Raw genomic sequence first — 21,284 nt, forward strand, 5'->3', positions numbered from 1 at the left:
GGGTCAGTTGATAAATACTTTACTGATACTCCGCTATCGCGAGCAAGCCCGCTCCCACACAAGCCAGGCCCCACATCAGGTTTGGGTCAGGCCTCAGGTTTCGTTACGCAGTTGCTCGATCGTGATCTCGCGCATACGAAACTTCTGGATCTTGCCGGTCACTGTCATCGGAAACTCTTCGACAAACCGGAAATGCTTCGGCGTCTTGAAGTGCGCAATGCGCCCCTTGCACCAGGTTTGCAACTCCAGTTCGTTGGCGACCTGCCCCGGATGAAACTTGATCCAGGCCACGATCTCTTCGCCGTAACGCTCATCGGGGATGCCGATGATCTGCACATCGGCCACCGCCGGGTGGGTGAAGAAGAACTCCTCCAGCTCCCGTGGGTACACGTTCTCGCCGCCGCGAATGATCATGTCTTTGTTGCGCCCGGCGATGCACACATAACCCTGCTCATCCATGCTCGCCAGGTCGCCGGTGTGCATCCAGCCAGCGTCGTCGATGGCTTCGCGGGTGCCCTCGGGGTTGTTCCAGTAACCGAGCATCACACTGTAACCACGGGTGCACAGCTCGCCGATCTGCCCGCGCGGCACGGTGTTGCCGGCTTCGTCGATGATCTTGCTTTCCAACTGGGGCTGGGTGCGCCCGACCGTGGTCACGCGCCGCTCCAGGTCGTCATCGGCCCCGGTCTGCAGCGACACCGGGCTGGTCTCGGTCATGCCGTAGGCGATTTGCACTTCACTCATATGCAGGTCGCTGATCACCCGACGCATCACCTCAATCGGGCAGGTAGAGCCGGCCATGATCCCGGTGCGCAGGGTCGACAGGTCGAACGTACCGCGCTGCGGATGATCGAGCACCGCGATAAACATCGTGGGTACGCCGTATAGGCCAGTGGCACGCTCTTCGGCCACGGCGGCCAGGGTCAGCAGCGGGTCGAAACCGTCATTGGGATAGATCATGGTCGTGCCATGGGTGATGCAGCCCAGGTTGCCCATAACCATGCCGAAGCAATGGTAGAGCGGCACGGGGATCACCAGGCGGTCCTGCGCGGTCAGGCCCAGGCTTTCGCCAACCATGTAGCCGTTGTTGAGGATGTTGTGGTGGCTGAGGGTGGCGCCCTTGGGAAAGCCCGTGGTGCCGGAGGTGTACTGGATGTTGACGGGTTGATCGAAGTGCAGGCTGGCCTCGCGGTGATGCAATTGTTGCGCGGAGATGCCCGTACCCATGGCCGCCAATTGCGACCAGGGCAGGAACCCCGAGGGCGGTCGCGCATCCAGGCTGATCACCCCGCGCAGCTCGGGTAACAGCTCGCAGCGCAATTGGCCAATGCCCTGCTCCGCCAGTTCCGGTACCAGCGCCTGCAGCATCCCGTGGTAGTCGGAGGACTTGAACGCACCGGCGCAGATCAACCACTGGCAACCCGACTGCTGGAGCACGTATTGCAATTCGCTGCTGCGGTAGGCCGGGTTGATATTGACCAGGATGACCCCGAGCTTGGCGCTGGCCACTTGGCTGATGCACCACTCGGCGCAGTTCGGCGCCCAGATACCGAGGCGATCCCCGGCTTGCAACCCCAAGGCCAGCAGCCCGCGTGCATACAGGTCCACGGCTTCGGCAAATTGCCGCCAGGTGTAGCGCAGCTGCTGATGGCGCACCACCAGGGCCTCGCCATCCGGATGCTGGGCCACCGTGCGGTCAAAGGCCTGGCCAATGGTCATGGCCAGCAGGGCCTTGTCCTGTGGGCCACGGCTGTAGCTCTGATTCGGTTGATCCATGACGACCCCTATTGTCTTTTTTGTAGGTGGACGATACGCCGGTCAGGCGCGAGCTTGACGTTAACGTAAGCTACGATTGACAGTCATGCAACGCAAGTTTACGTTAACGTAAAGGTGATCGCCCAATGGCGTCGCCAGCCCCACAACAATAATGTTTATAGGTGCCCTTCCATGAGTTACCCGACCCTGAACTTCGCCCTCGGTGAAACCATCGACATGCTGCGCGACCAGGTGCAGGCCTTCGTGGCCAAGGAGCTGGCGCCACGGGCGGCGCAGATCGACATCGACAACCTGTTCCCCGTGGATATGTGGCGCAAGTTCGGTGACATGGGCCTGCTGGGCATCACCGTGCCGGAAGAATACGGCGGTGCCGGCCTGGGTTACCTGGCCCACGTGGTGGCCATGGAAGAAATCAGCCGCGGCTCGGCCTCGGTGGCGTTGTCCTACGGCGCGCACTCCAACCTGTGCGTCAACCAGATCAACCGCAACGGCAGCCACGAGCAGAAGCTCAAGTACCTGCCCAAGCTGATCAGCGGCGAGCACATTGGCGCCCTGGCCATGAGCGAGCCGAATGCCGGTTCTGATGTGGTCTCGATGAAGCTGCGCGCCGACAAGCGCGGCAGCGTGTATGTGCTCAACGGCAGCAAGACTTGGATCACCAACGGTCCCGATGCCCACACCTACGTGATCTACGCCAAGACCGACCTGGAAAAAGGCGCCCATGGCATCACCGCGTTTATCGTCGAGCGCGACTCGAAAGGCTTCAGCCGCAGCAACAAGTTCGACAAGCTGGGCATGCGCGGCTCCAACACCTGCGAGCTGTTTTTCGATGACGTCGAAGTGCCCGAAGAAAACATCCTCGGCACGCTCAATGGCGGGGTCAAAGTGCTGATGAGCGGCCTGGACTACGAGCGCGTGGTGCTCTCCGGCGGACCGACCGGGATCATGCAGGCCTGCATGGACCTGATCGTGCCGTATATCCACGACCGCAAACAGTTCGGCCAGAGCATCGGCGAGTTCCAACTGATCCAGGGCAAGGTCGCCGACATGTACACCCAGCTCAACGCCAGCCGTGCCTACCTGTACGCGGTAGCCCAAGCCTGCGAGCGCGGCGAAACCACACGCAAGGACGCGGCCGGGGTGATTCTGTACAGCGCCGAACGCGCCACGCAGATGGCCCTCGATGCAATCCAGATTCTCGGCGGCAATGGCTATATCAATGAATTCCCGGCCGGCCGCCTGCTGCGCGATGCCAAGCTGTATGAAATCGGCGCGGGCACCAGTGAGATCCGGCGCATGTTGATTGGTCGCGAACTGTTCAACGAAACCCGCTGAGGGAGTGCACCATGGCCACCCTGCACACCCAACTCAATCCGCGTTCGGCTGAATTTGCCGCCAATAGCGCGGCAATGCTCAAACAGGTCGACGCCCTGCACGCCCTGCTCGCCCAGGTCCAGCAAGGCGGCGGCAGCAAGGCCCAGGAGCGCCACACGTCACGGGGCAAGCTGTTACCGCGCGAGCGCATCAACCGCCTGCTTGACCCAGGCTCGGCGTTCCTTGAGCTCAGCCAACTGGCGGCGTATCAGGTCTACGGTGAAGACGTACCGGCTGCCGGCGTGATCGCCGGGATCGGCCGGGTCGAAGGCGTGGAATGCATGATCATCGCCAACGACGCCACGGTAAAAGGCGGCTCCTATTACCCGCTGACCGTGAAAAAACACCTGCGCGCACAAACCATCGCCGAACAGAACCGCCTACCGTGCATCTACCTGGTGGATTCCGGCGGCGCCAACCTGCCGCGTCAGGATGAGGTGTTTCCCGACCGTGAGCACTTTGGGCGGATCTTCTTCAACCAGGCCAACATGAGCGCCCAGGGCATCCCGCAGATTGCCGTGGTCATGGGCTCCTGCACCGCCGGCGGTGCCTATGTGCCGGCGATGGCGGACGAAGCGATCATGGTGCGCCAGCAGGCGACCATCTTCCTCGCGGGCCCGCCACTGGTGAAGGCCGCCACCGGCGAAGTGGTCAGCGCCGAAGACCTTGGCGGGGCCGACGTGCACTGCAAGATCTCCGGGGTGGCCGACCACTACGCCGACAGCGACGAACACGCCCTGGCCCTGGCCCGCCGTAGCGTCGCCAACCTCAATTGGCGCAAACAGGGGCAGTCGCAACAACGCACGCCGGTCGCGCCGTTGTATGCCAGCGACGAGTTGTACGGGGTGATCCCGGCCGACGCCAAGCAACCTTTCGATGTGCGTGAAGTGATTGCGCGGCTGGTGGACGGCTCGGTCTTCGATGAGTTCAAGGCGCTGTTCGGCACCACGCTGGTCTGCGGATTTGCCCATTTGCATGGCTATCCCATCGCGATCCTTGCCAATAACGGCATCCTCTTCGCCGAAGCTGCGCAAAAAGGCGCGCACTTTATCGAGCTGGCCTGCCAGCGCGGGATTCCCCTGCTGTTCTTGCAGAACATCACCGGCTTTATGGTCGGGCAGAAATACGAAGCCGGCGGCATCGCCAAGCACGGCGCCAAGCTGGTCACCGCCGTGGCCTGTGCCAAGGTGCCGAAATTCACAGTGATCATCGGTGGCAGCTTTGGTGCCGGTAACTACGGGATGTGCGGACGCGCCTACGACCCGCGCTTTTTGTGGATGTGGCCCAACGCACGCATTGGCGTGATGGGTGCCGAACAGGCGGCCGGCGTGCTGGTGCAGGTCAAGCGCGAACAAGCCGAACGCAGTGGCCAGGGGTTCAGCGCCGAGGAAGAAGCGCAGATCAAGCAGCCGATCCTCGACCAGTATGAAACCCAGGGTCACCCCTACTACTCCAGCGCCCGCCTGTGGGATGACGGCGTCATCGACCCTTTGCAGACCCGTGACGTGCTGGCCCTGGCCTTGTCCGCCGCACTGAATGCCCCCATCGAGCCGAGCCGCTTCGGCGTGTTCCGCATGTAATTGGAGCTGCACCCATGAGCGATTTCAACACCGTTGAACTGGTGAACGATCCCCGTGGCTTTGCCACGCTGTGGTTGAGCCGGGAAGAGAAAAACAACGCGTTCAATGCCGAAATGATCCGTGAGCTGATCATTGCCCTGGATCAGGTACAGGCCGATGCGTCCCTGCGCTTTCTGGTGGTACGCGGGCGCGGCAAGCATTTCAGCGCCGGCGCGGACCTGGCCTGGATGCAGCAGTCGGCCGAGCTGGATTACCACACCAACCTTGACGACGCCCGCGAGCTGGCGGAGTTGATGTACAACCTGGCCAAGCTGAAAATCCCGACCCTGGCCGTGGTCCAGGGCGCAGCGTATGGCGGTGCCCTGGGCCTGATCAGTTGCTGCGACATGGCCATTGGCGCCGATGACGCGCAGTTCTGTCTGTCGGAAGTACGCATCGGTCTCGCACCGGCGGTCATCAGCCCGTTTGTGGTGCAGGCGATTGGCGAGCGCGCGGCCCGGCGTTATGCCCTGACCGCAGAACGCTTCGACGGCCAGCAGGCGCAGGCGATCGGGCTATTGGCGCAAAGCTATCCCCTCGATGAGCTGAATCAACAGGTCGAGCAGTGGACCGCCAATCTGCTGCTCAACAGCCCCGCCGCCATGCGTGCCAGCAAGGACCTGCTGCGTGAAGTCGGCAATGGCGCGCTCACTCCGGCGTTGCGCCGTTATTGCGAAAACGCCATCTCACGCATCCGCGTCAGCGCCGAGGGCCAGGAAGGCTTGCGCGCGTTTTTGCAAAAGCGTGCACCCAGCTGGCAGTCCCAGGAGCCTCGTTCATGAGTTCACCGTTGATTACCTGCGTGCTGGTGGCCAACCGTGGCGAAATCGCCTGCCGCGTCATGCGCACGGCCAAGGCGATGGGCATGACCACCGTTGCCGTGCATAGCGCCACGGACCGCGATGCGCGCCATAGCCGCGAAGCCGATATCCGCGTGGACCTGGGCGGCAGCAAGGCCGCCGACAGCTACCTGCAGATCGACAAATTGATTGCCGCCGCCAAAGCCAGCGGCGCCCAGGCGATTCATCCTGGCTATGGCTTTCTTTCCGAAAACCCGGGCTTTGCGCGGGCAATTGAAGACGCCGGGCTGATTTTCCTCGGCCCGCCTGCTTCGGCCATTGATGCCATGGGCAGCAAATCCGCGGCCAAGGCGCTGATGGAAACCGCCGGCGTGCCCCTGGTGCCGGGTTACCACGGTGCCGAGCAGGATCTGGAAACCTTCCGCCAGGCCGCCGCGCGCATTGGCTACCCGGTGCTGCTCAAGGCCACCGCTGGCGGCGGCGGCAAAGGCATGAAAGTGGTCGAGGACGAAAGCCAACTGGCCGAAGCCCTGGCTTCGGCCCAGCGTGAAGCGCTGTCGTCGTTTGGCAACGCGCAGATGTTGGTGGAGAAATACCTGATCAAGCCGCGCCACGTGGAGATCCAGGTATTTGCCGACCAGCATGGCAATTGCCTGTACCTCAATGAGCGCGACTGCTCGATCCAGCGTCGCCACCAAAAGGTCGTCGAAGAAGCCCCGGCGCCCGGTCTCAGCCCGGCCCTGCGCCAGGCCATGGGTGAGGCGGCGGTACGCGCGGCCCAGGCGATTGGCTATGTCGGCGCCGGCACCGTGGAGTTCCTGCTGGATGCGCGCGGCGAGTTCTTCTTCATGGAGATGAACACCCGTTTGCAGGTGGAACACCCGGTAACCGAGGCCATCACCGGCCTGGACTTGGTGGCCTGGCAAATTCGCGTGGCTCAAGGCGAGCCGCTGCCGATGACCCAGGAGCAGGTGCCGTTGCACGGCCACGCCATCGAAGTGCGGCTGTATGCCGAAGACCCGAGCCATGACTTTTTACCGGCTACCGGGCATCTGGCGCTGTACCGCGAATCGGCGCCAGGCCCGGGACGCCGGGTGGACAGCGGCGTCGAGCAAGGCGACGACGTATCACCCTTCTACGACCCGATGCTCGGCAAGCTGATTGCCTGGGGCGAAGATCGCGAACAGGCACGTTTGCGCCTGCTGAGTATGCTGGATGAATTTGCAGTCGGCGGCTTGAAGACCAACCTGGGCTTTTTGCGGCGCATCATCGGCCATCCCGCGTTCGCTGCGGCGCAGTTGGATACCGGGTTTATCCCGCGTTATCAGGAACAACTGCTGCCTGTCCCCAGCGCGTTGAGCGATGAGTTCTGGCAGGCCGCCGGCCACGCGTTTATGCAAAGCCAACTGCCTCGGCTGCGCAACGACGACCCCGCCTCGCCGTGGGCTGCGGCGCTGGGCTTTCGCACAGGCCTGCCTGCCGAGACATCACTGCATTTGAGCTGCGACGGCCAGGACCGCCTGGTGACGTTGCAAACCACCATTGCGCCGCAACTGCGGGACGAACACCTGTGGATCGAAGACGCCGGCATACGCCGCTCGCATCTGGCGGTGCGCCATGGCCAGACGCTGTTCCTGCGCTGGCAGGGTGAAATGCGCAGCGTGACGCTGTTTGATCCGATCGCCGCCGTCGATGCCGGGCAGGCGCATCAGGGTGGCCTTACTGCGCCGATGAACGGCAGCATCGTGCGGGTGCTGGTGGAAGTCGGCCAGACGGTTGAGGCCGGCACGCAATTGGTGGTGCTCGAAGCGATGAAGATGGAGCACAGCATCCGTGCGCCCCATAACGGCGTGGTCAAGGCGTTGTATTGCCAGGAAGGTGAAATGGTCGGCGAAGGCAGTGCATTGGTGGAACTGGAGGCCCAGCCCTAAAACTTCACCGTGGCCTGGACCACCACGCCGATGATCCGGCAGTCATCGGTGAGCAACGCCTTTGGGTAGGTCGGGTTGAGCGGCACCAGGTAACGCTGGCCGCTTTCTTCCAACAGCTTGCGAAACGTCGCCTGGCTGCTGCCCGCCCATTGGGCCACCACCAGTTTGCCGGGCTCGGCGTCGAGGGCCGGGTCCACCAGGATCATCATGCCGTCGGCGATGCTTGGCCCGCTGGGCGCGGTCATTGCATCGCCGCTCACCTGGAGCCAGAACGCCTCGCCGTCGGCGTCGTAGTCGCTCGCCTGAAAACGCGCAGGACTATAGGCCGAACGCTGTTCGTGGACCTGGCAAGGCTGTTTCCAGTCTTTTACCGGGTAGCGAAAATACGGGTTGTATTGAAGGGCCGGCGCGGCTTCATCTTCGACCGGGCCATCGCCCTTCTCGCGGATCACCAGCGCTGCTTCCAGATAACCCAGGCCCAGCTCTTCGAGCACCCGGTTCATATCGGCGAGGCTCGGCACCCGGCGTTTGCCCAGCCAATGGCCAATGCCGCCCTGGGACATGCCCATGCGTGCAGCCAGTTGATTCTGCGTGACCTTGCGGGCCTTCATGTTGGCTTTGACCAACGCTATCCATTTATCCATGGGGCAGACAATACCGGGTGTATTGATGACGACAATAAACAGTTTGTAGTAATCAATCAAATGACATAAATACAGATCGTATTATTATCACGCTTACCTGTTCACCTTCCCACCCAGAGCGCAGATCTCATGACCACACCTCCGGATCACCTGCCCGGTACACCTGATAATGATGAAATAAAATTTTTACAGGGCAGCGACGCAGCCCGTCGTGCGCTGGACTACTACTTGAAAGAGGATCCAGGCCCGACACCGGACGATGAAGCCTGGTTCGAGGCCAATCCCACGGTCAGCAGCGAGGAAGCCCTGATCCACGCGTCGGACCTGCTGCGCAGCGCCGCCGCCATCGCGTATGAGCTGGCGAACAACAAGCTGGGAGGCACCCGGGACCTGGCGTTTTCGGTGGTGTATCTAATTGATATGGCCAAGGCCATGCTGGAGCGTCCACTGCAACTGGCAGACGGGAAAACCTCGTAACCAGACAGGCGTGCAGGAACAGAAGGAAAAATATTTCTATCAGGCAGATAAAAACATTTGACTTGCAAATGATAATGATTATTATTGCAAGCAGCTGGTCGCGAGATCAGTCGATAGACCAAGAGACCTTAGGTCGGACTCTTGGAATATCTCCTCATCAGGCTAATCACGGTTTTTGACCCGGCTCTTTGGCCGGGTCTTTTTTTTGCCAGTTATTCTGGCGTGGCTTCAGGCTAATGAAGACTGTGTGTTGCTTGATGGCGCGCATGGTAGCAAAAGACCATCAGCGAAAGAAAGCCGAGAAAGCGCTCTGGCCCGGTTCTTTCCAAATTAGCACTTGAGAATCAATCTCATAGACTCTAAGCTGCTGCTGCGTCATGGACGACGCCCCCTCCTTTTTCGCAATAAATTGCGTCCAGACTTTACCCCGCGCCTGTGTAAACTGCCTGTCACAACTCTCATATTCAGGCAACCAGACTATGACCGTGGCCTTGACCTCCATTAAAATCACCAGCGATTTCGACAGCGGCAATATCCAGGTGCTCGACACCCGCGATGCCCATCAACTGTTACTGGCGATCAAACCCGATACCCGTAGCCAGCACTTCCAATGGTTCCACTTCAAGGCCGAAGGTATGCACATTGGTCATACCCATACCTTTCGCTTGAGCAACGCTGGTCAGTCCTCCTACAAACATGCCTGGAGCGGCTACAACGCCGTGGCGTCCTACGACCATATCAACTGGTTCCGCGTGCCTACACGCTTTGATGGCGAAACCTTGCACATCGAATTCAAGACCGAGCAAAAGCACGCCTGGCTCGCCTACTTCGAACCCTACAGCCGCGAACGTCACGCCTGGTTGATCGACCGGGCGCTGAACCGCGCGGGCACCCAATTGCTGGCGACCGGCAAGAGCGTCGAGGGCCGTGATATTCCCCTGCTACGCCGTGGCAAGGGCGGCGCGGGGCAGCGCAAAGTGTGGATCATCGCCCAGCAGCACCCCGGCGAGCACATGGCCGAGTGGTTTATGGAAGGCATCATCGAGCGCCTGCAACAGGACGGTGATGACGAGCTGAAAAAACTGCTGGCCGCCGCCGACCTCTACCTGGTGCCGAACATGAACCCGGATGGTGCGTTCCACGGCCATCTGCGCACCAACGCCATGGGCCAGGACCTTAATCGCGCCTGGCAAAGCGCAAGCCAGGAGCAGAGCCCGGAAGTGCTGTTCGTCCAACAGCAAATGGAAAAATACGGCGTCGACCTGTTCCTGGATATCCACGGCGACGAGGAAATCCCCTACGTGTTCACCGCAGGTTGTGAAGGTAACCCCGGCTATACGCCGCGTATCGAGGCCCTGGAAAAACACTTTCGCAGCCACTTGAGCGAGCTGACCCGCGACTTCCAGACCACCCATGGCTACACCCGCGACTTGCCAGGCCAGGCCAATATGACCCTGGCCTGCAACAGCGTGGGCGAGCAGTTCGATTGCCTGTCCCTGACCCTGGAAATGCCGTTCAAGGACAATGACGATGCGCCCGACCCTCATACCGGCTGGTCCGGCAAACGCTCGCTGCAACTGGGCAAGGACGTGCTGAGCAGCGTGGCGGATATAGTCGACGTACTGCGCTGATCCTGGCCAACCCGGGGGGGCCGATTCAGCCCCCGGGTTGCGCTGACACCCGCAGGCATTCCTGCGGCTCGAGTACCCGGCCATCCGCTGCACGTACCTGCAAGGGCTGCAGGGGCTGGCCGTGCTCCCGGTCCAGCATCACCGAATGCGCCTCGCCTTCGGCATAGAAAAAACCCTCGCCCCACTGCCGCAACCCAATGATCACGGCAAACAGCCCCCTGCCCTTTTCCGTCAACACATACTCCTGATAAGCGCTGCCATCGGAGGCCGGGACGACCTCGAGAATCCCGTGGGCCACCAGGTCGCGCAGGCGCGCCGACAGAATGTTCTTGGCCATCCCCAGGCTGCGCTGGAACTCGCCAAAACGGCGGATGCCATCGAATGCATCGCGAATGATCAACAGCGCCCAACCATCGCCAATGGCCTCCAGTGAGCGCGCCACCGGGCATTCGGCACTTTCAAAGCGGGTGAGTTTGACCATGGATAATGCCTGCCTGACAAAAATGTAGTTGCAATATAAAACCGGAATACCTACCGTACAACTGGTTTCATTTCAAAACCATAACGAGCATCCAATATGCCAAAATCTTCCTTGAGCGGCACGGTCGTGCTGCTGTTTGCCATTGCTTGTGGTTTGTCGGTAGCGAATGTCTATTACGCCCAACCCCTGCTCGATGCCATAGCCATGACGTTTTCCATGGACCCCGCCACCGTCGGCATCGTGATCAGCCTGACCCAGGTCGGTTATGGCGTCGGCCTGTTATTGCTGGTGCCGTTGGGAGACCTGCTCAATCGCCGCTACTTGATTGTCAGCCAGTTGCTGCTCTCGACCTGCGCAGTATTGCTGGTCGCGCTGTCCAGCAGCAGCTTGTGGTTCCTGGCTGGCCTGCTGCTGACGGGCTTGCTCGCCGTGGTGGCCCAGGTGTTGGTGGCCTATGCCGCCAACCTGGCGCGGCCCGAGCAACGGGGGCATGTGGTGGGCCTGGTGACCAGTGGCATCGTAGTCGGCCTGCTGCTGGCGCGCACGGTATCCGGGATCATGGCGGACCTGGCCGGCTGGCGCTCGGTGTACCTGTTGTCGGCCGGCTTGACGTTGCTGATGGCGCTATTGCTCTGGCGTGTCTTGCCCGCCGCCGAACAGCCTCGCACGCCGGGTTCCTATGGGCAGTTGTTAGGCTCGGTGTTGCGCCTTTTGCGCGAGGAAAAAGTCCTGCGAGATCGTGCGGTGCTGGCGTTGCTGACGTTTGCCGCTGGCACCGTGCTCTGGACGCCTTTGGTGTTGGCGTTGAGCACTCCGCCATTGTCGTTGTCCCACACCCAGATCGGCCTGTTCGGCCTTGCCGGTGCCGCCGGCGCGCTGGGCGCGGCCCATGCCGGGCGCCTGGCCGACCGCGGCCTGGCCCAATGGACCAGCGGTGCCGCCCTGCTGCTGATGCTGCTGTCGTGGCTGGCCATCGCCCTCACCCTGTCCTCGTTATGGGCATTATTGCTCGGCGTCATTACCTTCGACCTCGGCCTGCAAGCCGTGCATGTCACCAGCCAAAGCCTGATCTATAGCGTGCGCCCCGACGCCCAGAGCAGGCTGGTGGCCGCCTACATGCTGTTCTATTCGGCAGGCAGCGCCCTGGGCTCGGTCTTGGCCACGATGATGTACGCCTGGGCCGGCTGGCTCGGCGTGTGCGCACTGGGCGCCGCCATCAACCTGTTGGCCCTGGTTTACTGGCGGTTTACCCTCGGTGCTCAGCCTTTGCCGAACATGCTGTGCAACACGTCATCACGACGCACCCAGCCATGAAGCAACGCCGCCGCCAAATGCCACAACACCGGCAGACGCTCGATCACCATCGCCAAAATCGCAATCCCCAGAGGCTGTAGGCGTTTACAGAACAAGCACCAGATGGCGGTATTGCTCGGATTCGTCCCGCGCCTCTATTCGTGCCAAACCGTTGCTCAGGAATCCCAGATCGCGCCGTAAGCCGGTATGCCCCGGGCTTCCATCTCTTCAACCACCCGACGGGTCAACGCCTGGTTGGCGATGCAGATTACCGCTTCGGCCCCTACCGCTTGCACGGCAGCGTAGGCCAACTGCACAAGGTCAGGCTTGCCCCGCACATCGGTGTCCCAGATCACGGCGTCGGGTTGTGCCCGCACAATTTCCTCTACCAATGCCGCGCCATAGGTCTTGGCGGGGCTGCGGGTGGACCACACCAACTGGATCGGCACCTGCGCCGCCAGCAAATGCGGCATCACCGGGCCGATACCACTCCCTGTGGCGATGTACACCACGGACTTGAACAAGGTCTCGACGTTGGCCACGCCCGCGGTAGTAATCCCCTTGACCCACACATGCGACGGCAAGCGGTCGATATAGCGCCCCGTCCAATCCCCAGCTCGGGAAATAATCAGGCGAAAGCCCGGCTGGCCCGGAGTGGGAATATTGGCGAACGAATGCCACTCCAGCAGTGGCTGCAGACTGATTGCAGTGGACGAGCCGGCAAACGGCGTGGTGTGTAACAGGCGGGTCACTACCGCATGGTCTGAAGGTCGGTGATGACTGACCGCCACCCTGCGCAGGCGCAACCAAGGCAGGGCAATACTCAGGCTCAGCAGGAGCAACACCCAGAACTCCACTGCATGCAGCAGGCTGCCCTGGGGTAACGCCAGCAGCGTTTGCGCCCAGAACAGCAACAAGGCGGCCCAACCTGCAAACCGATGCACGCGCTCGAAGCCGTTATGGAAGCGACCGCGAATCCACGGCTGCGCCATCACGATCATCAGCACCAAGATGCCGAACAATGCGCCACTGACCAGCAACCATGCCGCCGAAACGCTGTGCGGCTGTTGCAGGTAGCGCCACCCCTGGATGCCGACCAGCACCGCAAACCACAACGTCGCCGCCACCGCGCCGCCGCTGTGCAGCCCCCCAAGGTGATAGACCTTGGCCGCGTGGCGACGGATGCACAGCGGCCACGTCACGGGGATTCGCGTCGCCAGCCAGAACAACCCGTTGATCACGTACTGCTGGCGCACCAGGATCGCCAGGGCCAGGTTGATCATCACCAGCCGCGACACCACCTGCACATCCACCCCTGGCAGCTCCAGGCAGGCCAGCGCAAACCCGCCGTTGGCGACGAACACCAGCGCCACCAGCCTGTTGTAATGGGAAAACAGCGGCGCGCCAGACCAGCGTCTCCACCCGCCAGGCCGCGCAGGCAATGGCGTTTCCATCAACCGGTCAATCATGGGCGACCACCCTCTTGCAGGGCGAGTTGCTGCCCCTCGACGCTGTCACGAGCCCATTGCAGCAGAAGGGTCTTGTCGATCTTGCCGCGCGCCGTCAGCGGCAGATTCTCCACAGCAAAGATCAACGCGGGAACGCAGTAGTACGCCAAGCGCTGCGCGCAGTACTGCCTGGCGGCCGGAACATTCGCACTGGCCGGCGTCACAAACGCCACAAGGTGCTGACTGTCGAACTTCAGTGCCACCGCCCGGCTACACGAACCACACGCCTCCAACGTGGTTGAAACCGCATCCAACTCCACGCGAAAACCACGCACCTTGACCTGATCGTCAACTCGACCCAGATGCTCCAGTGCCCCGCTGTCCGTCCAGCGTCCCAGGTCCCGTGTACGAAACATCATCCGGCCCGCCCCCAGGAACGGATCAGGACGATAGCGTTGCGCAGTCAACAGCGGGTTGTTCAGATACCCCGCCGTCACCCCGTCGCCCCCGGCCCACATCTCACCGACCTCCCCTGGCGCGCACGCCCGCCCGTGTTCATCCAGCACATACACGGTGTTGTTGGGCGTAGGCGTGCCGATGGTCAAGGGTGCCCCCGGCGTATGCCGGTGCAGGGTGTTGACGATGGTGGTTTCGGTGGGCCCGCAGCCGTTGTAGAACACGCAATGGGCCGCCCATCGGTCCGCCAGTGCCTGTGGGCACGGCTCGCCCGCCACTGCTACCGTCTCAAGGTCGGGGCACTGCTGGGGGTCAAGGGTGCCAAGAATCGACGGCGTTGCGATCAGCACGTGGCAAAGGCGCGCGGTCTGCCCGATATCCTGGGTGCGGATATGCAACGTTGCGCCGTGGGCCAGGCAGCCAAGAATTTCCCAGGCGGCCATGTCGAATGCAATGTTGAGAATCTGCCCGACGATCATGCCCGGCCTCATGCCCAGATTTCCCGGCGCCGTCAGCAGCACGTTGCACACATTGCGATGGGTCACCCGCACCCCGTTGGGCCGTCCCGTGGTGCCAGAGGTAAACAGCACAAAACACAAGTCGCCGGGGCGGGTCACCGCGACGTTTGGGTCCGCTTCCTCTGCCAGCCACGGTGCCTGCACGAGAAACTCATCCAGGCACACACACGGCTGATCGGCGGCCAGCGGCAGTCGATCCTTGAACCCCGACAATGTCAGCACAACCTTGCTCGACAACGACTCAAGGATCATCGCCAATTGGGCCGGCGGGGTAATTCTGGCGTCTTGGGGCACATATGCAGCGCCGACTTTCAACACCGCGAGCATCCCCACCAGCATGGGGATCGACCGTTCGACAAACAGCGCCACACTGTCGCCCGGCACCACCCCCTGTTCGATCAGGTGCGCCGCCAGCCGATTGGCTTGGCGATTCAACTGCCGATAGCTGATGCTCTGGTCTAGCCAGCGGGCGGCTATCTCCTCGGGCGCTGCCGCCGCGTGCGCTTCAAAAGCCTGGTGTATATAGGTGTACGGCAGTGGATTGACCGCACCGCATCCCCAGGCCTGGAGGGTATCGCGTTGCAGGGGGGGCAAATGACCTAACGCCTGGGTACTGACAAAACCGCTACTCGTTGCTGTTGCCGACATCATGGACTCACTCCTCATCTGGCTCCTGCCCACAGTGATCGGGCAGTCAGGGCGCTTGATTGAGGAACTGACACGACATTACAGACTTGCGAGAGGCTACAAACGATAGGGAACGAGGCCATTCACAGGATTTATTTTTCCTACGAATGGAACATCCATTGCTGGCTGGCGTCTCCCTGAGCACAGCCGATTACTACACTCGCGACGCAGGCCATTCACCGGTTCTTCGCGGACAAGGCCCGGCAGCAGGGCTACACCCTCAGCCCCAGCCAGTTACAACAAGTCAGCTCGCCGGCGCTCAAATCGCTATCATGAGCGCCTTTGCCCTTGTCGAGTGACCTAAGCCGTTCATGGATACCCTTGCCCAACTCAAGGCTGGCCAACTGGCTGGCATCAAGCGCCTGGATCTGTCCTGCGGCCTGACGCAGTTCCCCCGGGAAATCTTCGACCTGGCCGAGTCCCTGGAAATCCTCAACCTGAGCGGCAACGCCCTGAGCAGCCTGCCGGACGACTTGCACCGCCTGCCCCACCTTCGTGTGCTGTTTTGCTCGGACAACGCCTTCACCGAACTGCCGGCGTGCCTGGGCCAATGCCAGCAATTGAGCATGATCGGCTTCAAGGCCAACCAGATCGAGCACGTGCCCGCCGCCGCGCTGCCGTTGCAGTTACGCTGGTTGATCCTGACCGATAACCACATCAGCCACTTGCCGGACGAACTCGGTGAACGGCCACTGCTGCAAAAACTCATGCTGGCAGGCAACCGCCTGGAGCAACTGCCAGCGAGCCTAGCCCAGTGCCATAACCTCGAGCTGCTGCGCATCGCCTCCAACCGCTTGACGCAACTGCCGCAATGGCTGCTGACGCTACCGCGCCTGACCTGGCTGGCCTATGCCGGCAACCCGGTAGAAAGCGCGGTGGAAGTGGCCAATGATGACGCGACGCCAAACATTCCCTGGGCTGAACTGCAACTGGCCGAAGTATTGGGCGAAGGCGCTTCAGGCGTGATTCGCAAGGCGTTCAGGCAAGCGTCGAACGCGCCTGTCGCCGTCAAACTCTATAAGGGCACCATCACCAGCGACGGTTCGCCGCTGCACGAAATGCAGGCCTGCATTGCCGCCGGGCTGCATCCCAACCTGATCAAGGTGCAAGGCCGCGTGATCGGCCACCCCGCTGACCAGGCCGCCCTGGTGATGGACCTGATCGACCCGAGCTACCGCAACCTCGCCGGCCTGCCCAGCCTGGCGTCCTGCACCCGGGACATCTACGACCCTGCCACCCGCTTCAGCCTTGAAGTGGCGTTGCGCATGGCACGCGGCATCGCCTCCGTGGCCGCGCACCTGCACCGGCACGGCATTACCCATGGCGACCTGTATGGCCACAATATCCTGTGGAATGCCGAGGGTGATTGTTTGCTCGGGGATTTTGGCGCGGCGTCATTCCATGCCACCGCCGACACCTTGGAGACCAGGGCGTTGCAGCGCATTGAAGTGCGGGCGTTCGGGGTGTTGCTGGGGGAGTTGCTGGAGCGCATTGATAGCGGGTTGAGCGATGAACAGCGTCAAATGCTGGAGGCGCTGCGCGACAGTTGCTGCCAGCCGCAGGTGCTGGCGCGTCCGGCGTTCCAAGAGATCGAGACACTGCTGTCCTCACTCTGAAACGCCATGCAAATGTGGGAGCAGGCTTGCCCGCGATAGCAGTCGGTCAGTCACACCGCTATCGCGGGCAAGCCCGCTCCCACACAAGCTCGCGCCCATGATTCCAGGCCGGTATCAGCCCGCCAGGCCGACGAACATATCCTGCACGTCGTCATGGTTGTCCAGGCCTTCGAGGAAGGCTTCGACTTCCACCATCTGCTCGTCGCTCAAACCGCTGACCGGGTTTTTCGAGATGTAGCCCAACTTGGCCGACAACACGGTAAACCCCTGCTCCGGCAAGGCTTTCTGCACCGCATCCAGGTCTGTGGTCTCGGTAATGAACAGGGTCGTGCCCTCTTCTTCACCTTCTTCAAAGTCCTGGGCGCCGGCTTCGATGGCGGCCATTTCCGGGTCGGCATCCGGGGTATCCGGGGAGGCCTCGATCAACCCTACATGGTTGAAGTCCCAAGCCACCGAGCCCGAAGCCCCCAGTTGCCCCTTGCGGAATGCCACGCGGATTTCCGCCACGGTGCGGTTGATGTTGTCGGTCACGCATTCGACGATCAACGGTACCTGGTGCGGGGCGAACCCTTCGTAAGTCACACGATGGTACTGCACGGTCTCGCCCAGCAGGCCCGCGCCTTTCTTGATCGCGCGCTCCAGGGTTTCCTTGGGCATCGAGGCCTTTTTGGCCTGCTCGACCACCAGACGCAGGTGGGCGTTGGTTGCGGTATCAGCACCGTTGCGGGCGGCAATGGTGATCTCTTTCACCAGCTTGCCGAAGATTTTGCCCTTGGCATTGGATGCCGCTTCTTTATGTTTAACCTTCCACTGTGCGCCCATGACTCACTCTCTTGATATCCGTGGCGCCGAGACGTCTACTGGCCGGCGCTTTGGCCGCAGAGTTTATAGGGCAAGAACCCTTCGTTCCACCAAAAAACCGGCCAGCGTTGCAGGTGCCTCAGGTGCGCAGGGGTTTGATCGCCACTGAACGATCCGGCACAAAGTCGCCCACTTGCGCCAAAACCGCAGGCCGGGCGTTCCAATAGGGCAAAAGCACCAACGAGGAAAACAACGCGGCGCCGGCGAACACGATAAACACCGTCACCGTATCGAAGTAGCCCGGCAACAGACCGCCGAGAATCGCCCCTACCGAACCGCAGCCGTTGACGAAACCCGCCGCCGTCGCCCCAGCCTTGGCCGTGCCGAAGTCGATCGCCGCCGTACTGCTGATCATCGAGTCCGGCCCGTACAGGGTCAGGCCCATGACAAACAGCAAGGCCATCACCAACAGCACGCTACCGGTATGCAATGCCCCCATGAAAAGCGCCAGCGACACCGTCAGCGCCAACAGGCTGAGCACGCAGGCCGGCATGCGCCGGGCGCCGAACAGTTTGTCGGACGCCAGGCCAATCATGATTGGCCCCAGCAACCCCGCCAGCTCGAACGCCGTCGGCACAATGGCCGCGCCAACCTTGCCCACCGAGGGCATCTGCTCATAGACGATGACCGGGCCCCACAACAGGATCGCGTAACGGGCCGGTTTCAACATGAAGTACGCCAGGCCCAGGGTCAGCACCGTGCGGTTGCGCAAGATTTCGCGCAACGGCTCAAGGATGCTGATTTTCTTGGCCGCCGCCTGCTCCTCGGCGCTCATTGCCGGCTCAGGTTCGACTTCCGGCAGGCCGACGTCCTGTGGCGTATTGCGCTGGAAGATGAAAAACAGTACTGCCACCAACGCCACCACTGCGGCACTGGAAATAAAGGCCGCGTGCCAGGTGCCGATCAGGGTATAGGCCCACCAACCGGCAAACGGTGATGCCACCAACCCGCCAAACGCATAGCACGAGCTCCACAACCCCAGCACCCGCCCGCGCTGTTGCGCCGGGAAGAAACTGCCGAGGTTCTTGCACAGTCCCGACCAGCCGGTGGACTGCGCCAGGCCCTGGATCAACATGCACGTGACAAAGATCGGCAAGGTGGCAAACGTGCCCATTACCAGCGCGGCGGCCGCGGAAATCACCAACCCTCCCAACACCACCACCCTAGGGCCAAAACGGTCGGCGAGCATGCCCCAGGTGAACTGGCCAACGGCATACGCCGCCAGGTACAGGCCATCCAGATTGGCCATCATCATCTTGTCCAGCGGGAAGTTCGGGTCGTCGACGATCCCCAACTTGGCCACGGAAAACGCTTTGCGGGTGAAATAGAAGGCGGCATAGGCCAGCCAGGTGATGGCGAAAATCTGCACGCGCCAACGCTTGATACTACCCATAGGGATATTCATGGTGGTTCTGACCTCAGGTGTGAGTGTGCCGGCAGAATCGAAAAGCAATTGCCTGTGTTTTTATTGTTTTGCACTGCAGTACCGGGTCGCAGGGCGCCGGTACTGGTCAGATGAGTCCTGCAAGGTTGCACGCAACGACCCATGATCGCCGAAGTTGTAGGACTCAACCTACGGCGACTGAGGGCTATCAAAGCAATGGCTGACTAATAGGTAAAATCGATTTATCGTATTTCAAATATAAGCTCAGCTTGTAAGAGGTCATGCCATGTCGGTTTCCCACGCCCAACTCAAAGCGTTCCATGCGGTAGCGGTCCACGGCAGCTTTACTCTGGCGGCGGAGCGGCTGTTCCTCACGCAGCCAGCCATTTCCGACCAGGTGCGCAAACTCGAAGAGCGTTTCGGCGTGCTGCTGTTCCATCGCAACAAGCGCTCCGTGCGCCTGACCGATCTGGGGGAGCGCCTGCTGAGTATCACCCAGCGCCTGTTTGTGATTGCTGCCGAAGCCGAGGAATTGCTGCAAGATTCCAAGGCCCTGCAGACTGGCAGCCTGACCCTGGCCGTGGACGCGCCAGTGCACGTGCTGCCGCAGATCGCGCGGTTTTGCGAACGCTACCCAGGGATCACGGTGAAGATTGAGACTGGCAACACCGACGATGCACTGTACCGCCTGCACAACTACCAGGCTGACCTGGCGCTGGTGGGGCGTGACGTGGACGACGAGCGGCTGCTGTCGATCCCGCTGCGCGATGACCCGATGCTAGCCTTTGTGGCACGTAACCATCCATGGGCCGGGCGCGAATCCATTGACCTGGCGGACCTGGACGACACGCCTCTGGTCCTGCGGGAAACCGGTTCGGTGACCCGTCAAACCCTGGAGCGCGAGATGCACCAGGCCGGGCTGCGGATCCGCCCGGCAATCCAGGTGGAAGGCCGCGAGGCCGCCCGTGAAGCGGTGGTGGTGGGGATTGGCGTGGGCGTGGTCTCGGCCTCGGAATTCGGCGCAGACTCGCGGGTGTACGCCATGCCGATCCGCGACTGCACCCAGCGCATGAAGGAAACGCTGGTGTGCCTGAAGGAACAGAGCTCGCGACGGGTGGTGGCGACCTTTCTGGAGATTGTCCGCGAGAGCCTGGATACCTGATCACTGAACTGTGTGGCGAGGGGGCTCGTCCCCCGTTGGGCTGCGCAGCAGCCCCAATAAGACCGCCGCGTTTTATCAGATAGACCGCAGCGCCGGGGTTTGGGGCTGCTGCGCAGCCCAACGGGGGACAAGCCCCCTCTCCACAAAAAGCCCTCTTGCCACAGCAAACGTACCTGTCCCATCGTCAGGTCAATGGGAAGCCAGCTCGAAAAACGCCTGAATCAAACGCAACTCCCGGCGCCGCTCCATGCACCCGAGCATATGGTGATTCAGCAGTCCATCGCCCCGGATGGGAATCGCATGCACCCGCGGGTCCCGGCTGACTTCCACCGAAGACACCACACCCACCCCCAGTTCGGCGGCCACCGCTTCTGTCACCGCTTCGCGGCTGTCCAGTTCCAGCAAGACCCTGGGCTGCACGCCGGCCTTGGCACAGGCATCGTCGAAGGTGCGGCGGGTGATGGAACTGGGCTCGCGCAGCACCATGATCACCTGGTCCAACTGCTCCAGGCGGATACCCGTAGGCTCTGCCAGCCACGGGTGGCCAGCCGGTACCAAGGCGCAGATACGCGACTCGCTCAAGGGTTGCAGATGCATGCCCTTGCGTGGTTCCACTTCAGTCAATACCGCCACATCCGCATGCTCGGACAACAGCGCAGCCAGGGTTTCCTGGGCATTGCCCAAGCGCAGGTTGACGGTAATCCCCGGGTAACGCGCACGCAGCTTTGCCAGCATTGGCATGACCATATGGGGCCCATCCGCCGCCACTTCCAGACGCCCGGTGAGCAATTGGCGGTTGGCCTCCAGCAGGGCCTGCGCTTCATCCACCTGGCCGAAGATACTGCGGGTGATGGCCGCCAGCTTGATGCCCTCCTCCGTCAACTCGACGCGCCGCGCGGTACGCCGCAGCAAGGTGATCTGGTAGTGCTCTTCCAGGGCCTTGATATGCCCGGTCACCGCCGGCTGGCTGATAAACAGGCGCGCGGCGGCACGGGTAAAACTGCCGTCCCGGGCCACGGCGTCAAATGCGCGGAGTTGAAAAAGATTCATAGCTATCGGCCTCACTGATGGCTGGCATAACAACAAACAATTTGATTGATGACAAGCCAAACTGCAATTTATGTCC

The 21,284-nt window shown here is 61.8% G+C and carries 17 protein-coding genes; 9 read left to right on the forward strand and 8 right to left on the reverse strand.

What is annotated here, in order from left to right:
- Positions 1-93: 93 nt before the first annotated feature.
- Positions 94-1,776 carry an AMP-binding protein gene (locus tag HBO09_RS25785; protein ID WP_169999174.1) on the reverse strand — a complete coding sequence of 561 codons (1,683 nt, stop codon included), beginning with the start codon at positions 1,774-1,776 and terminating at the stop codon, positions 94-96.
- A gap of 171 nt (positions 1,777-1,947) precedes the next feature.
- Between HBO09_RS25785 and HBO09_RS25790 the strand changes: the two genes are divergently transcribed.
- Genes HBO09_RS25790 through HBO09_RS25805 form a run of 4 tightly spaced genes read left to right on the forward strand, consistent with a single transcriptional unit; the run spans position 1,948 to position 7,500 of the window.
- A complete protein-coding gene (locus tag HBO09_RS25790; protein WP_169999175.1) occupies positions 1,948-3,111 on the forward strand; it encodes an isovaleryl-CoA dehydrogenase in 1,164 nt (387 codons plus the stop codon).
- 11 nt (positions 3,112-3,122) lie between these two features.
- On the forward strand, positions 3,123-4,730 hold the full coding sequence (locus HBO09_RS25795) for a carboxyl transferase domain-containing protein (RefSeq protein WP_169999176.1): 1,608 nt from the start codon (positions 3,123-3,125) through the stop codon (positions 4,728-4,730).
- Positions 4,731-4,744: 14 nt separating this feature from the next.
- Positions 4,745-5,551, forward strand: a complete 807-nt coding sequence (locus HBO09_RS25800) for a gamma-carboxygeranoyl-CoA hydratase (RefSeq protein WP_169999177.1) — start codon at positions 4,745-4,747, stop codon at positions 5,549-5,551.
- A complete protein-coding gene (locus HBO09_RS25805) occupies positions 5,548-7,500 on the forward strand; it encodes an acetyl/propionyl/methylcrotonyl-CoA carboxylase subunit alpha (RefSeq protein ID WP_169999178.1) in 1,953 nt (650 codons plus the stop codon). The genes HBO09_RS25800 and HBO09_RS25805 overlap by 4 nt, the downstream gene beginning before the upstream one ends.
- Here HBO09_RS25805 and HBO09_RS25810 read toward each other — a convergent pair.
- Positions 7,497-8,144, reverse strand: coding sequence for a LexA family transcriptional regulator (locus HBO09_RS25810; protein WP_169999179.1), 648 nt, complete (start codon positions 8,142-8,144; stop codon positions 7,497-7,499). The genes HBO09_RS25805 and HBO09_RS25810 overlap by 4 nt on opposite strands.
- A 129-nt stretch (positions 8,145-8,273) precedes the next feature.
- Here HBO09_RS25810 and HBO09_RS25815 point away from each other — a divergent pair, with 129 nt between their 5' ends.
- Together HBO09_RS25815 and HBO09_RS25820 are read left to right on the forward strand one after the other, a co-directional pair.
- The gene (locus tag HBO09_RS25815) at positions 8,274-8,621 is read left to right on the forward strand and encodes a DUF3077 domain-containing protein (protein ID WP_169999180.1); all 348 of its coding nucleotides are present in this window, start codon (positions 8,274-8,276) and stop codon (positions 8,619-8,621) included.
- 479 nt (positions 8,622-9,100) lie between these two features.
- A complete protein-coding gene (locus HBO09_RS25820; RefSeq protein WP_169999181.1) occupies positions 9,101-10,252 on the forward strand; it encodes a carboxypeptidase family protein in 1,152 nt (383 codons plus the stop codon).
- A 25-nt stretch (positions 10,253-10,277) separates the two neighbouring features.
- Here the strand turns inward: HBO09_RS25820 and HBO09_RS25825 are convergent, their stop codons facing one another.
- Positions 10,278-10,733 (reverse strand): helix-turn-helix domain-containing protein, encoded by a 456-nt coding sequence (locus HBO09_RS25825; RefSeq protein WP_169999182.1) that lies wholly within the window; start codon positions 10,731-10,733, stop codon positions 10,278-10,280.
- 96 nt (positions 10,734-10,829) lie between these two features.
- On the opposite strand from HBO09_RS25825, the gene HBO09_RS25830 reads away from it, so the two are divergent.
- A complete protein-coding gene (locus tag HBO09_RS25830) occupies positions 10,830-12,047 on the forward strand; it encodes an MFS transporter (RefSeq protein WP_169999183.1) in 1,218 nt (405 codons plus the stop codon).
- Between the two features lie 155 nt (positions 12,048-12,202).
- Here the strand turns inward: HBO09_RS25830 and HBO09_RS25835 are convergent, their stop codons facing one another.
- Entirely contained in the window at positions 12,203-13,495 is a 1,293-nt protein-coding gene (locus HBO09_RS25835) for a hypothetical protein (protein ID WP_169999184.1), read from the reverse strand.
- Entirely contained in the window at positions 13,492-15,096 is a 1,605-nt protein-coding gene (locus HBO09_RS25840; RefSeq protein ID WP_169999210.1) for an amino acid adenylation domain-containing protein, read from the reverse strand. The genes HBO09_RS25835 and HBO09_RS25840 overlap by 4 nt, the downstream gene beginning before the upstream one ends.
- 350 nt (positions 15,097-15,446) lie before the next feature.
- Between HBO09_RS25840 and HBO09_RS25845 the strand changes: the two genes are divergently transcribed.
- On the forward strand, positions 15,447-16,751 hold the full coding sequence (locus tag HBO09_RS25845) for a leucine-rich repeat-containing protein kinase family protein (protein ID WP_169999185.1): 1,305 nt from the start codon (positions 15,447-15,449) through the stop codon (positions 16,749-16,751).
- Positions 16,752-16,865: 114 nt separating this feature from the next.
- Here the strand turns inward: HBO09_RS25845 and HBO09_RS25850 are convergent, their stop codons facing one another.
- Both HBO09_RS25850 and HBO09_RS25855 read right to left on the reverse strand, forming a co-directional pair.
- A complete protein-coding gene (locus HBO09_RS25850; protein ID WP_169999186.1) occupies positions 16,866-17,573 on the reverse strand; it encodes a YebC/PmpR family DNA-binding transcriptional regulator in 708 nt (235 codons plus the stop codon).
- 118 nt (positions 17,574-17,691) lie between these two features.
- Positions 17,692-19,017 (reverse strand): MFS transporter, encoded by a 1,326-nt coding sequence (locus HBO09_RS25855; protein ID WP_169999187.1) that lies wholly within the window; start codon positions 19,015-19,017, stop codon positions 17,692-17,694.
- Between the two features lie 265 nt (positions 19,018-19,282).
- On the opposite strand from HBO09_RS25855, the gene HBO09_RS25860 reads away from it, so the two are divergent.
- Positions 19,283-20,158: a LysR substrate-binding domain-containing protein gene (locus HBO09_RS25860; RefSeq protein ID WP_169999188.1), complete on the forward strand. Its 876-nt coding sequence runs from the start codon at positions 19,283-19,285 to the stop codon at positions 20,156-20,158.
- Positions 20,159-20,347: 189 nt separating this feature from the next.
- Here HBO09_RS25860 and HBO09_RS25865 read toward each other — a convergent pair whose 3' ends face one another.
- A complete protein-coding gene (locus HBO09_RS25865) occupies positions 20,348-21,208 on the reverse strand; it encodes a LysR substrate-binding domain-containing protein (protein ID WP_169999189.1) in 861 nt (286 codons plus the stop codon).
- Positions 21,209-21,284 lie beyond the last annotated feature (76 nt).

The sequence above is a fragment of the Pseudomonas sp. WS 5027 genome (assembly GCF_012985695.1).
In the GTDB taxonomy this organism is placed as follows: Bacteria; Pseudomonadota; Gammaproteobacteria; order Pseudomonadales; family Pseudomonadaceae; genus Aquipseudomonas; species Aquipseudomonas hygromyciniae.